General features: G+C 67.9%; 11 protein-coding genes. 9 read left to right on the forward strand and 2 right to left on the reverse strand.

Translation table 11 applies throughout. The features are described 5' to 3' along the window. Positions 1-38 precede the first annotated feature (38 nt). The 9 genes from flgE (at position 39) to ABD104_RS03855 (ending at position 10063) form a co-directional block, all read left to right on the forward strand. A complete protein-coding gene (gene flgE, locus ABD104_RS03815; RefSeq protein WP_087841475.1) occupies positions 39-1298 on the forward strand; it encodes a flagellar hook protein FlgE in 1260 nt (419 codons plus the stop codon). Next, positions 1298-2041 (forward strand): flagellar basal-body rod protein FlgF, encoded by a 744-nt coding sequence (flgF, locus tag ABD104_RS03820; protein ID WP_087841474.1) that lies wholly within the window; start codon positions 1298-1300, stop codon positions 2039-2041. Before flgE ends, flgF begins: the two co-directional genes overlap by 1 nt. Before the next feature lie 71 nt (positions 2042-2112). Beyond that, on the forward strand, positions 2113-2895 hold the full coding sequence (gene flgG / locus ABD104_RS03825) for a flagellar basal-body rod protein FlgG (RefSeq protein ID WP_087841473.1): 783 nt from the start codon (positions 2113-2115) through the stop codon (positions 2893-2895). 10 nt (positions 2896-2905) lie between these two features. After that, entirely contained in the window at positions 2906-3613 is a 708-nt protein-coding gene (locus ABD104_RS03830; protein ID WP_087841472.1) for a flagellar basal body L-ring protein FlgH, read from the forward strand. Positions 3614-3624: 11 nt separating this feature from the next. Then, complete coding sequence (locus ABD104_RS03835) at positions 3625-4746, forward strand: flagellar basal body P-ring protein FlgI (RefSeq protein ID WP_087841471.1); 1122 nt, start codon at positions 3625-3627, stop codon at positions 4744-4746. Beyond that, positions 4746-5828 carry a flagellar assembly peptidoglycan hydrolase FlgJ gene (flgJ, locus tag ABD104_RS03840; RefSeq protein ID WP_343927182.1) on the forward strand — a complete coding sequence of 361 codons (1083 nt, stop codon included), beginning with the start codon at positions 4746-4748 and terminating at the stop codon, positions 5826-5828. Before ABD104_RS03835 ends, flgJ begins: the two co-directional genes overlap by 1 nt. 126 nt (positions 5829-5954) lie before the next feature. Beyond that, positions 5955-7856: a flagellar hook-associated protein FlgK gene (flgK, locus tag ABD104_RS03845; protein ID WP_343927183.1), complete on the forward strand. Its 1902-nt coding sequence runs from the start codon at positions 5955-5957 to the stop codon at positions 7854-7856. Between the two features lie 20 nt (positions 7857-7876). Continuing rightward, positions 7877-9091, forward strand: a complete 1215-nt coding sequence (gene flgL, locus ABD104_RS03850; RefSeq protein ID WP_338615699.1) for a flagellar hook-associated protein FlgL — start codon at positions 7877-7879, stop codon at positions 9089-9091. Positions 9092-9163: 72 nt separating this feature from the next. Then, entirely contained in the window at positions 9164-10063 is a 900-nt protein-coding gene (locus tag ABD104_RS03855) for a response regulator (protein WP_087841532.1), read from the forward strand. Positions 10064-10299: 236 nt separating this feature from the next. Here the strand turns inward: ABD104_RS03855 and ABD104_RS03860 are convergent, their stop codons facing one another. Both ABD104_RS03860 and ABD104_RS03865 read right to left on the reverse strand, forming a co-directional pair. After that, a complete protein-coding gene (locus tag ABD104_RS03860; RefSeq protein ID WP_087841467.1) occupies positions 10300-10932 on the reverse strand; it encodes a response regulator in 633 nt (210 codons plus the stop codon). Then, positions 10929-12551, reverse strand: coding sequence for a hybrid sensor histidine kinase/response regulator (locus ABD104_RS03865; RefSeq protein ID WP_087841466.1), 1623 nt, complete (start codon positions 12549-12551; stop codon positions 10929-10931). Before ABD104_RS03865 ends, ABD104_RS03860 begins: the two co-directional genes overlap by 4 nt. Positions 12552-12573: the final 22 nt, after the last annotated feature.

Here is a 12573-nt window from a genome sequence, read left to right on the forward strand (position 1 = left end):
CTTCCGGATACAAATCAGATAGTGCAAGGAATCCAGCGATGAGCTTCCAACAGGCATTGAGCGGCCTGAACGCCGCCGGCAAGAACCTCGACGTGATCGGCAACAACGTCGCCAACGCCAACACCGTGGGCTTCAAGGCCGCGCGCGCCGAGTTCGCCGACGTCTACGCGTCGACGGTGCTCGGCACCTACTCGAACAACATCGGTATCGGTACGAAGCTCAACTCCGTCACCCAGATGTTCACCCAGGGGGCGATCTCGGTCACGTCCAATCCGTTCGACGTCGCCATCTCGGGAGAAGGCTTCTTCCGCATGGACAACGCCGGGTCCATCGTGTATTCGCGCAACGGCCAGTTCCACCTGGATGCCAACGGCTATGTGGTCAACGCCAACGGCCTGCGCCTGACGGGCTATGTCGCCGACGCCAACGGCAACATCAATGCCGCCCAGCCCCAGCCGTTGCGGCTGACGGTCAGCTCCATCGAGGCACGCGGCACCTCCGAGGTCACGCAAGGCTCGGTGCTCGATTCCCGCGCCGACGCGATCGACCGCATCGTCAAGCCGTTCAATCCCGAGGACTCGACCACCTACACCCATGCCACGTCCATCGCGGTCTATGACTCGCTGGGCAATACGCACACGCTGTCCACGTTCTACGTGAAGCGTGGACCGGGCCAGTGGGAGGTCTATACCGCGTTGAACGGCAAGGTGACCAACACCGACACGGACGGCGACGGATTGCCGAACGGCGCGCCGCTGGTATTCGACGCATCGGGCAAGATCGACCTGGCTGCCTCGAACAACGGCGTGTTCCAGGTCAACGTCGACGCCGCCACGCTGGGCACCGGCGCGACCGGGCTGAGCATCAACTACAACATGGCGTCCACTTCGCAGACCGGCCAGGCCTTCAGCAACGAGCTGCAGCGCCAGGACGGCTACACCTCGGGCCGCCTGACCAGCTTCACGATCGACGAGAACGGCATCCTGAAGGCCAACTACTCCAACCAGCAATCGCGGGCGCAGGGCCAGATCACGCTGGTGTCCTTCGTCAATCCCCAGGGCCTGGTCTCGGCCGGCAGCAATAATTTCCTGGAAACGATCTTGTCCGGCGGCCCGCGCATCGGCGTCCCGGGTTCGAGCAACTTCGGCACCGTGACTTCCGGCGCGCTGGAGGATGCCAACGTCGACCTGACCGGCGAGCTGGTGAACATGATCACCGCCCAGCGGGTCTACCAGGCCAACGCGCAAACGATCAAGACCCAGGATTCGCTGATGCAGACCCTGGTCAACATGCGCTGATGGACAGGGCCCTCTACATTGCCGCGACCGGCGCCCGCGAACTGATGCGGCGCCAGGACGTGCAGACCAACAACCTGTCGAACGCGCTGACGCCGGGGTTCCGCGCCGAGATCGCGGCCCAGCGGACGGCGCCGGTGGTCGGCGGCCCGGGCCTGCGGACGCGGGCCTATGCGGTGGAATCGACACCCGGCGCAGACCTGTCGGCCGGCGCGATGATGGCGACCGGGCGCGAACTGGACGTCGCGATCCAGGGCGACGGCTGGTTCGCCGTGCGCACGGCGGATGGCGGCGAGGCCTATACCCGCGCGGGCGGCTTCCAGACCACCGCGGACGGCATGCTGGTCGACGCGGCCGGGCGCCCGGTGCTGGATCCGAACGGCGAGCCCATCCTGATTCCGCCCGATACCAAGGTGCAGGTCAATACCGACGGCTCGATCTCCTCCGTCCCCGAGGTCGACCGGGTGCAGGCCGCCCAGATCGCCAACCTCAAGCTGGTGAACCCGCCGGGGAATACGCTGGCGCGCGGCGCGGACGGCCTTTTCCGCCTGCGCCAGGGCGGCATCGCGCCGGCGGCCGACGGGGTGCGCGTGGCGGGCGGCATGCTCGAGGGCAGCAACGTCAACGCGGTGGAGACCATGGTGGGCATGATCGCGGCGGCGCGTCACTACGACGTGCAGATACAGCTCATGCAGAACACCGACCAGAACCAGCGCTCGGCCACACAGATATTGAGCATGACCTGACCGCGGGGCCTCCCCGGGCGGTGAAGGAATTTTGCGTAGTGCGGCGCATGCCGCGATAAGGATCGAACATCATGATGCGTTCCCTCTGGATCGCCAAGACCGGCCTGGATGCGCAGCAGACCCAGCTGGACGTCATCTCGAACAACCTCGCCAACGTCAGCACCAATGGCTACAAGCGTTCGCGCGCCGTGTTCGAGGACCTGCTCTACCAGACCATGCGGCCGGCCGGCACGCAGACCACGCAGCAGAACCAGGTGCCCGCGGGGCTGACGCTGGGAACCGGATCGCGGCCCGTGGCCACGGTGCGCAACTATGCGCAGGGTGCCCTGCAGCAGACCAGCAGCAGCTTCGACCTGTCGGTCAACGGCGCCGGCTTCTTCCAGGTGCAACTGCCCGACGGCACGCTGGCCTACACGCGCGACGGCAGCTTCCAGATCGACAGCCAGGGCCAGCTCGTGACCAACAACGGCCTGGTCATCGATCCGGGCATCGTGGTGCCGGAGGGCGTCAAGGAAGTCGCCATCGGCCAGGACGGGGTGGTGACCGCGACGGTGGCGGGCCAGACCCAGCCGGTCCAGCTGGGCCAGCTGCAACTGGCCACCTTCATCAATCCGCCGGGCCTGCAGCCGCTGGGCCAGAATCTTTTCGGCGAGACCGCGGCCTCGGGCGTGCCGGTGGTCAACGTGCCGGGGTTGAACGGGGCGGGCCTGATCAACCAGGGATATGTCGAGGCGTCCAACGTCAACGTGGTCGAGGAACTGGTCGGCATGATCCAGACCCAGCGCGCGTACGAGATCAACTCGCGGGCCATCACCACCGCCGACCAGATGCTCCAGCGCATCTCGCAGCTCTGAGGAAGGCGGGATGAAGCAAGCGTTCAGGCCCCGTCGTGTCCGTGGCGCCAGGGCCCTTGCCGGGATGACGATCCTGGCGGGGCTGGCCGCGTGCGCCACGCCCAAGGTAGACATCGACGGGCCGACCACCGCCCGGCCGCTGGACCCGGTGGCCTACAACGCGAATCGCCGGCCCACCGGCGGCATATTCGGTTCCGCACCCGGCTATCGCCCGCTGTTCGAGGATGTGCGGGCGCGCAACATCGGCGATACGCTGGTCGTGCGGCTGGAAGAGCACATCAATTCGTCCCAGCGCAACAATACCTCGGCGCAGCGCTCGGCTTCGGCATCGGCCGGAATCCCTTCCATCAACAAACTGCCAGGGTCCGGCATCCTGCGCGGCCTGGGCGTGGAAGGCGAGAGCGAGAACCGCTTCAACGCCCGGGGCGAGACCGGCGCGTCCAACATCCTGTCGGGCACGATCACCGTGACCGTGGTCGAGGTGCTGTCCAACGGCAACATGCGCGTCTCGGGCGAAAAGCAGATCGGCACCAATCGCGAGACCGAACGCGTGCGCTTCTCCGGCGTGGTGAATCCGGCCCACATCGTGGGCGGCAATTCGGTCAGTTCGACCCAGGTCGCCGACGCACGCATCGAATACCGAGGGCAGGGCGCGATCGACGAGGCCCAGACGGTGGGCTGGCTGTCGCGTTTCTTCTACTCGTTCCTGCCGTTCTGAGCGCGCGCATCATGAATCGTCATCCGTTCACCGCCGCCTGCCTGCGTCTGGCCGTGGCGCTGCTGTGCGCGTTCCTCGTGCCGGCGGCCCAGGCGGCGCGGGTCAAGGACCTGGCCAATGTCCAGGGAGTACGCAACAACCAGCTGGTGGGATACGGCCTGGTCGTGGGCCTGGATGGCACGGGCGACCAGACCACGCAGACGCCGTTCACCACCCAGTCCCTGATGTCCATGTTGTCCAACCTGGGCATCAACGTTCCTCCCGGCACGCGGCTCCAGCTCAAGAACGTGGCGGCGGTGATGGTGACCGCCATGCTGCCGCCGTTTTCCCAGCCCGGCCAGCAGGTCGACGTGACGGTCAGCTCCATGGGCAACGCCAAGTCCCTGCGCGGCGGCACGCTGCTGCTGACGCCGCTCAAGGGACTGGACGGACAGGTCTATGCCATGGCCCAGGGCAGCGTGTCGGTGGGCGGAGCGGGCGCGTCGGCGGCGGGCAGCCGCGCCCAGATCAATCATTTGAGCGCGGGCCGCATTCCGGCCGGCGCCACGGTGGAGCGCGACGTGCCGACGCCGTTCTCCGACGACGGCGCCCTGCGGCTGGAATTGACCACGGCCGATTTCTCGACGGCACGCGCGATGGTGGAGACCATCAACCGCCGCATCGGTCCGGGCACCGCGACCGCGCTCGACGGCCGGGTCATCGAGTTGCGCGCGCCTTCGTCTCCCGACGCCCGGGTCGCCTTCATGGCGCAGGTCGAGGACCTGGAAGTGGCGGGCAGCCGCGCGCCGGCGCGCGTCGTCATCAATGCGCGTACCGGTTCGGTGGTGATGAACCAGAGCGTGCGCCTGGCGCCGGTGGCCGTCGCGCACGGCAACCTGAGCGTCACGGTCAGCGCGGCGCCGGTGGTCAGCCAGCCAGCGCCTTTCTCGGGCGGACAGACGGTGGTGACCGAGCGTGCCGACATCGAGATCAAGCAGAGCGGCGGCGCCATCGTGCACCTGGATGGCGGCGCCCAGCTGGCGGAGGTGGTCAAGGCGTTGAACCTGCTGGGCGCCACGCCGCAGGACCTGATCTCCATCCTCCAGGCGCTCAAGACCGCGGGTGCGCTGACCGCTGAACTGGAGATCATCTGATGACCAAGATGGACAGCGCGATGCAGCGGGGCGGCATGGCGATCGACGCCCGCTCGCTGGAAAACCTGAAGCTGCAGGCGCGGCGCGACCAGGCGGGTACCGTCAGGCAGGCCGCCCGCCAGTTCGAGGCCCAGTTCGCCCAGATGCTGCTGTCGCAGATGCGCCAGTCGTCGATGGCGGGCGATGGTCCGCTGGCCCAGGCGCTGAACAGTCCCGCCTCGCAGACCTGGCGGGGAATGCTGGACCAGCAGCTGGCGCAGAAGCTGGCCGGCGTGGCCGAGGCGGGCAGCGGTCCCGCGCCGGCGCGCAGCGGCCTGGGGCTGGCCGACATGCTGGAGAAACAACTGACGCGTCCTGTCGTGTCGCCGGAGTCCCTGCGCCGCACCGGACTGCCGCTGTCGATGTCCACCCTGGAGCTGGCGCGGGGCCGCGCCACGGGCACCCCTGCCACGGCGACCAGCGGCATGATAGGCGGGATGGAAGCCGCGGCGCTGGCGGGGGGATCGGCCTCCCCGCGGCGCATAGACGGCCGGTTCGGCACCCAGGCCGTCTATGCGCCGCCCCCGGCGGCGGCCGCCAAGCCAGCGGCCGAAACGCGTGCCGCGCCCGGGTCGGCGGAAGAGGTGCGCGCCGAGTTCCTGGGGAAGTTCCTGCCCGCGGCCAGACGCGCGGAAGCGGCGACGGGGATCCCCGCCGCCTACATCCTGGGCCAGGCCGCCCTGGAATCCGGCTGGGGACGGCGGGAGATCCGTGGCGCCCAGGGAGAGGCCAGCCATAACCTGTTCGGCATCAAGGCCACGGGCTGGGACGGCCGCACCGTGCGCACGCGCACGACCGAATACCGCAACGGCACGCCGGAGCGCGTGACGGCGGAGTTCCGCGCCTACGACTCCTACGAGCAGGCGTTCGAGGACTACGCGCGCCTGCTGGCGTCGAATCCCCGCTACGCCAAGGTGCTGCAATCGGCCGGCAGCGCGGAGCAGTTCGCGCAGGGCCTGCAGCGGGCCGGCTACGCGACCGACCCCAGGTATGCCGAAAAGCTGGGCAGCACCATCCGGCGGGCCATGCAGATCGTCGTCTAGCGGCGGATCCGTTCCCGACCGGGCAGAAGGCCGCCGGCATGCTCAAGCTTGGACGCCGGCGTCCGTTAAGAGAGACATCAGCCGTGCATGGCGCCGCCGCGCACGCCAGGCAGCCCGCATGAAACCATGACCACGAACATCGCCAACATCGCATTGACCGGATTGCGCGCCGCCCAGGCCGGGCTGGCCGTGACCGCCAACAACATCTCCAACCAGGGGACGCCCGGGTACTCGCGCCAGCAGGTGATGCTGCAGTCGGCCATGTCGAACTTCAGCGGCGCCGGCTATTTCGGGCAGGGAGTGGACGTCGTCACGGTCCAGCGCGCCTACAGCGATTTCCTGTCCAGCCAGGCCAGCCAGTCGGCATCGACGCTCAGCTATCTCTCCACCTATTCGGACCAGATGAGCGGCCTGATCAACCGGCTCGGGTCGGTGGACACCGGGATCAACCAGAGCCTGAACGCGCTGTATTCGGCCTTGGGCCGCTTCAGCCAGAATCCCGCCGAGACCGCGTCGCGGCAGGCCGCGCTGGCGGCGGCGCAGTCGACGGCGGCGCGTTTTCGCGCCATCAGCGAGGATCTCTCCACCCTGAGCCAGGGCATCGACAACCAGGCCAGCGCCACGGTGGGACAGATCAACCAGCTGGTGCAGAGCATTGCCGCCTACAACGCCAAGATCGGCGACGCCTATGGCACCGGCCAGGGCCAGGCGCCCAACGGCCTCCTGGACCAGCGCGACGTGCTGGTGCGCGAGCTGGGCAGGCTGACGGGCATCACCACCAGCACCCAGGGCACGAGCATCAACGTCTATCTGACCAACGGCCAGCCGCTGGTCATGGAGCAGGTGGCCGCGCAGTTGCGGATCGACACCCGCGACCCGGCGTCGCCCACGGGTACCAGCCTGTCGCTGACCGTCGGCAGCCACACCATGCAGCTCAAGCAGGACGACATCGACGGCGGCCAATTGGGCGCACTGCTGCAATTCCGCGACAACGAGCTGGCCCAGGCCCAGTCCGAACTGGGGCGCCTGGCCATTGCCATGGCGGCGGCCTACAACCAGCAACAGCAATTCGGCATGGACAGCAACGGCCAGCCGGGCCAGGCCCTGTTCCGCATCGGCAACCCCGTTGCCGTGGGACAGCGCGGCAACACCGGCGATGCGCGGCTGGCGGTGGGCATCGCCGACACGCGCTCGCTGACCGGCAGCGACTATCAGCTGACCCGGGTGGGTAGCGAGTACGTCGTGACCCGGCTCGACGACGGTACCGAACTGGGCCCGTTCTCGTCGCTGCCGCAGAACGTGGACGGCCTGAGCATCGGCTTGGCCGACGGCGACCTGGCCGACGGGGACACCTTCACCATCAAGGTCGCCAGCCAGGCCGCGGCGGGCGTCGAAGTGACCCTGGCCGATCCCGGCAAGCTGGCCGCCGCCGCCCCCATGGGCCTGGTGACGGCGGACACCAATACCGGCACGGCGCAGGCGTCGCGCCTGCGCTCGGTCGAGTCGGGCAGCCCCGACTACGGCACTTCGGTCACCGTCCGCTTCACGTCCGCCACGGGCTACGAGCTGCTGGGCGAGGACGGCAGCGTCCTGTCGACGGGTTCCTTGCAGCCGCCGCAGCAGACCATTTCGTACAACGGCTGGGCCTTCGACGTGTCCGGCATCCCGGCCGCCGGGGACCGGATCACCGTCAAGGCCGACCCGGGGGCCCCCGCGGGCGACAACCGCAACGCGCTGGCCATGGCCGGGCTGGGGACCACCAAGATCGCCGGCGGCAGTACGCTGACCGATTCCTATGCCGGGCTCATCTCCAGCGTCGGCACGCGCGCGGCTTCGCTGAACATCAGCAAGGCCGCGCAGCAGACCGCCTTCGACCAGGCGGTGGCCAGCGAACAGTCGCTGTCGGGCGTGAACCTGGACGAAGAAGGAGCCAACCTGCTGCGCTACCAGCAGGCCTATGCCGCCGCCGGCAAGGTGCTCGGCATGTCTTCCGAGCTCTTCGACCAGTTGCTCGCCGCCATCCATTAACGATACGCCTACGGACCGCCATGAGAGTCAGCACCAACCAGTTCTACGACAACAGCATCCGGGCCATCACCAGCCAGCAGAGCGCACTGCTGCAGGTCTCGCAGCAGCTCTCCGCCCAGCGCAAGCTGCTCAGTCCGTCCGACGATCCGGTCGCGGCCGGCCGCGAAGTGGCGCTGGACGCCACGCTCAAGGCCAACGAACAGATGCTGAAGAACCAGGCGGACGCCAAGGGCCTGCTCGAGGGCACCGAGAACTATCTGGTGGAGGCGGGCGGCACCCTGCAACTGGCGCTGACCCGCGTCGTGCAGGCGGGCGGCGGCGGGCTGAACGAGGAAAACCGGCAATCCATCCTGGCCGATCTCAAAGAATTGCGCGACCAGCTGATGAGCGTGGCCAATACCCAGGACGAGAACGGCAACTACATCTTCGCCGGCTACAAGCGCGACAGCCAGCCTTTCGTGCGCAACGCCTCGGGCGTGGTCTACCAAGGCGATGCCGGCGTGCGCCAGAGCCAGATCGGCCCCAACCGCGTGATCGACGTCAGCTTCAGCGGCAATTACCTGTTCGGCGACATCCCCACCGGCCGCAACGGATTGGATGTCGGCGCCGGCAGCGGCAATACCGGCAGCGCGACGCTGACCGCCAGCACGGTCACCGACCGCCAGGCCTGGTCGGCCGCGGCGGCCTACGGTCCGTACACCATCGAGTTCGGCGCCGACGGCGCCTATACCGTTTCGGACAAGGACGGGGCCGAGGTGGGCACCGGCACCCTGGGCGAGGACGGCCAGGCGATAGATATCGCCGGTGTGCAGATCGGCATCAGCGGCCGGCCGGCCGAAGGCGACACGCTGAGCTTCGGCCCGTCGCGTTCGCAAAGCGTATTCGATACGCTGGACCAGGCCATCGCCGCCCTGAGCCAGCCGGCTTCCGCGACCGAATCCGTCTCGCGGGCCAACGCGCTGTACGAGGTCAACCTGAACCTGAACTCGGCCATGAACCGGCTGCTCGAGGCTCGCTCGTCCATCGGCAGCCGCCTGACCGAGATCGAGGCGGCCACCACCGCGGGCGAAACCCGCGGCGACCAGATCACCGGCGAGATCTCCCGCGTGGTGGGGTCCGACCTGGAGACCATGACGGAACTGACCGGCGAACTGGCCAAACGCACGTACACTGTGCAGGCCGCGCAGCAGACCTATACGCAGATCGCCCGGATGTCCATTTTCAATTTCCTGTAAGCAGGCAGGATCCGGCGGCGGATGGACGCGATGGCGCTGCCGGCGCGTTCACCTGGCCACACCGGATGCTTCATGTCGCAGGAACCGTTCAACATCCTCGTCGTCGACGACGAGCCGCTCAACCTGGAAATCATTTCCGAGCACCTGTCCGATCCTCGCTATCGGCTCCGGTGCGTGCAGGACGGCATCCAGGCCTGGGACGTGCTGCAGGATCCGGGCATCGACCATGACCTGATCGTGCTCGACCGGATGATGCCGGGACTGGACGGCATCGAGCTCCTGACCCGCATACGCGCGGACCGCCGCCTGGCCGATGTCCCGGTCATCATGCAGACCGCGGCCGCGCGCCCCGCCGACGTGCTCGAGGGTATACACCGGGGCGCCTACTACTACCTGACCAAGCCGTACGAGCACGACATGCTGATCGCGGTCGTCAGCGCGGCCATCGAGTTCCGCGCGCGGCAGAAGGGCCTGCGCCGGCGCCTGTCCGACGTGCACGATGTGTTCGCCCACATGCGGCAGGCCAGCTTCGGCTTCGTGTCCCTGGCCGAGGCCCGGCAACTGGCCTTCTTCCTGGCCAAGCTGTGTCCCGCGCCCGAAGTGGCGGTAATAGGCCTGGCCGAACTGATGGTCAATGCGGTCGAACACGGCAACCTGGAAATCGGCTTCGCCGACAAGGGGCGCCTGAGCATGGAAGGCCGCTGGGCGGCGGAGATCCAGCGGCGGCTGTCCCTGGTCCCGTACCGGGACCGCATCGCCAGCGTCAGCTTCGAACGCGAACCCGACCGCATCCGCTTCCGCGTCAGGGACCAGGGCCCCGGCTTCGACTGGCGAACCTACCTGGAAATCTCTCCCGACCGCGCCTTCGACATGCACGGCCGAGGCATCGCCATGGCCCGCGCCCTGACTTTCAAGGACCTGGCCTACACCGACGACGGCCGGGAGGCCATCGGAAGTATAGAAACCCCCTAGGGAAGCCCACCCCCTACCCGCTACGCGGGCCCCCTCAAGGGGGCGATGCGGGTGGACCGGCGGAGCCGGATCCACCGCATCCTGGGTCTAGTGGGGTTGTCTTGGGTTGTTGCACCGGTGCTATCGCTGGCTGCCAGCGATAGCAACTGTGCTTCAGTCCCAGATGGTTTCCCTAGACCCAGGAAACCGCGGATCTGGCTTTGCCAGTCCGCCGGTTTCGCCCCCTGGGGGGGCCTCTACTCCACCAGTTTGTGTTTCAGCGCGTAGTGGGTCAGCTCGGCGTTGTTCTTGAGCTTCATCTTCTCGAGCAGGCGTGCGCGGTAGACCGAGACGGTCTTGGGCGAGAGGGAGATTTCCTCGGCGATCTGGGTCAGGGTGCGGCCCGAGGCGATCATCACCATGGTCTGGTATTCGCGGTCGGACAACAATTCGTGCGGCGGGCGCTCGTCGCCCTGGCTGAGGTGGGTGGCCAGTTGTTCGGCCAGTTCGGGCGTGATGTATTTCTTGCCGCGCGCGACGGTCCGGATGGCCTCGATCACGGTTTCGGGCGGGGAGTTCTTGTGCAGGTAGCCGGCCGCGCCGGCCTTGACGCTGCGTACCGCGTACTGGTCCTCGGGATACATGCTGAGCATGAGCACGGCGATGCGCGGCCAGCGTTCGCGCACCTGCTTGAGCCCTTCGAGCCCGTTCTTGCCGGGCATGGATATGTCCATCAGCACGACGTCGGCCTCGGTCTTGCGCAGCACGTCGAGCAGGTCGCCGCAATCGGCCGCTTCTCCGACCACCGATATGCCTTCCTCGGCCTGCGCGATCTGCCGCAGGCCGGAGCGCACGATGGCGTGGTCGTCGGCGAGCACCAGACGGATCATTCCTGGTCCTCCGGCTCGTGGTGGGGGGATTTTCCGCCAGGCAGGGAGAGCGTAGGGGGATTCAACGGGATCGAAATCATGAGTGTGGTTCCTCGGAAAGGCGGCGTGCCCGTCTGGGGCGCGCCGCCTATGTCCATCCAGCCGCCCAGGCCGTGGACGCGTTCCATCATGCCGCGCAGGCCGAACGACGTTCCCTTGCGCAGCGCGTCGGACGACAGGCCGATGCCGTTGTCGCGGACTTCCAGGCTGAGGGTGCTGTCGTCGGCGAAGAGGTCGACGTCCACGCGCGTGGCCTGCGCATGCTTGAACACGTTGGTCAGGGCTTCCTGGAAGATGCGGAAGACGGCGATGGATTGCTCCAGTTCGAGCGCCAGGTCGTCCTGGTTGGTGTGGACGTTGACGGTGATGCCCGTGTGCTGCGCGAAATCGCGCGCTTGCCACTCGATCGCGGCAACGATGCCGAAGTCGAGCACGGGCGGCCGCATGGCCCGGGCGATACGGGAGATGGCCTCGCCCAGCGAAGCGACCATCTGTTCGGCTTCGTCCAGCAACTGCGCCGTTTCCTTTTCGCGGGAGCGGCGGCGGGCCAGCGCGAGGTCGGCGCGTATCCGGGTGACCAGGGCGCCCAGATCGTCGTGGATCTCGCGCGCGAGTTCGGCCCGTTCGTTCTCCCGCACGCGCTCGGTGTGGCGGGAGAGTTCGCGCAGCTGGCTTTCGGAACGGCTGAGTTCCGCCTGCGCATGGGCCAGGTGAGTGACGTCGGACAGCGCGACCACGCATCCCGAAGGCGGAGAACCGCTGAGCGGACTGGCCGATACCAGCAACTCGCGCTTTTCGCCCCGGGTTTCTATGCTGAACGGCAGGCCGCGTACCTCGGAACCGTCCAGCGCCGGGGCGATCAGGGTCAGCAGCTTCCAGGTGTCGGGCTGCGAGGGCAGGGCGAACGAGCGGGACAGCGTGTCGGCCGAGCCCAGTCCGGTCAGGTCTTCGCAGGCCGGGCTCCACATGGTGACGGTACGCTCGCGCGAGATGGCGAACAGGGCGACCGGCGTGGCCGAGAAGACCGCGTTCAGCTGATCGTGGGCCGAGGCCAGCGCGGTTTCCGCCCGTTGCCGCTGGTCGCGGGTCTGCACTTCGCGCAGGCCGCGTTCCAGCGCGGGAGGGAGCCTGCGCAGGTTGTTCTTCATGACATAGTCGTCGGCGCCGGCCCGCATAGCCTCGACCGCGGTTTCCTCGCCGATGGCGCCGGACACGATGAGGAAGGGGCCGCGGAACCCGACTTCCTTGGCCACCTTCAGCGCGCGCAGGCCGCTGAAGGTCGGCAGGGAATGATCGCTGATGATGGCGTCCCAGGCTCGTTCGGCCAAGGCCTGCCGCATGGTCGTTTCGGTGTCCACGCACTGGGCCGTGACGTTCAGCCCCGCGTCGACCAGCACGGCGCGCATCAGCGTGAAGTCGGCGAGCGAGTCCTCGATGAAGAGGATGGCGAGTTGCGAGGCTTCGCGGGCGTCGGGGCCCAGCGCGGCCGGGGCCTGGCCGGGCGCGGCCGTCATGAAGCGAGGCAGGCCGGCCTGCGGGGGGCTGGCGTTCTGCACGGAGACGGGGCCGCGATTGAACATTGCTTAATGAATCAGTAAGTGT

Origin of the sequence: Pigmentiphaga daeguensis (assembly GCF_039523035.1) — a bacterium.
Taxonomy (GTDB): Bacteria; Pseudomonadota; Gammaproteobacteria; order Burkholderiales; family Burkholderiaceae_B; genus Pigmentiphaga; species Pigmentiphaga daeguensis.

Excerpts from the sequence above, each read along its gene's own strand:
- flgE (WP_087841475.1), top strand. The coding sequence starts at position 39 with ATGAGCTTCCAACAGGCATTGAGCGGCCTGAACGCCGCCGGCAAGAAC.
- flgF (WP_087841474.1), top strand. The coding sequence starts at position 1,298 with ATGGACAGGGCCCTCTACATTGCCGCGACCGGCGCCCGCGAACTGATG.
- flgG (WP_087841473.1), top strand. The coding sequence starts at position 2,113 with ATGATGCGTTCCCTCTGGATCGCCAAGACCGGCCTGGATGCGCAGCAG.
- ABD104_RS03830 (WP_087841472.1), top strand. The coding sequence starts at position 2,906 with ATGAAGCAAGCGTTCAGGCCCCGTCGTGTCCGTGGCGCCAGGGCCCTT.
- ABD104_RS03835 (WP_087841471.1), top strand. The coding sequence starts at position 3,625 with ATGAATCGTCATCCGTTCACCGCCGCCTGCCTGCGTCTGGCCGTGGCG.
- flgJ (WP_343927182.1), top strand. The coding sequence starts at position 4,746 with ATGACCAAGATGGACAGCGCGATGCAGCGGGGCGGCATGGCGATCGAC.
- flgK (WP_343927183.1), top strand. The coding sequence starts at position 5,955 with ATGACCACGAACATCGCCAACATCGCATTGACCGGATTGCGCGCCGCC.
- flgL (WP_338615699.1), top strand. The coding sequence starts at position 7,877 with ATGAGAGTCAGCACCAACCAGTTCTACGACAACAGCATCCGGGCCATC.
- ABD104_RS03855 (WP_087841532.1), top strand. The coding sequence starts at position 9,164 with ATGTCGCAGGAACCGTTCAACATCCTCGTCGTCGACGACGAGCCGCTC.
- ABD104_RS03860 (WP_087841467.1), bottom strand. The coding sequence starts at position 10,932 with ATGATCCGTCTGGTGCTCGCCGACGACCACGCCATCGTGCGCTCCGGC.
- ABD104_RS03865 (WP_087841466.1), bottom strand. The coding sequence starts at position 12,551 with ATGTTCAATCGCGGCCCCGTCTCCGTGCAGAACGCCAGCCCCCCGCAG.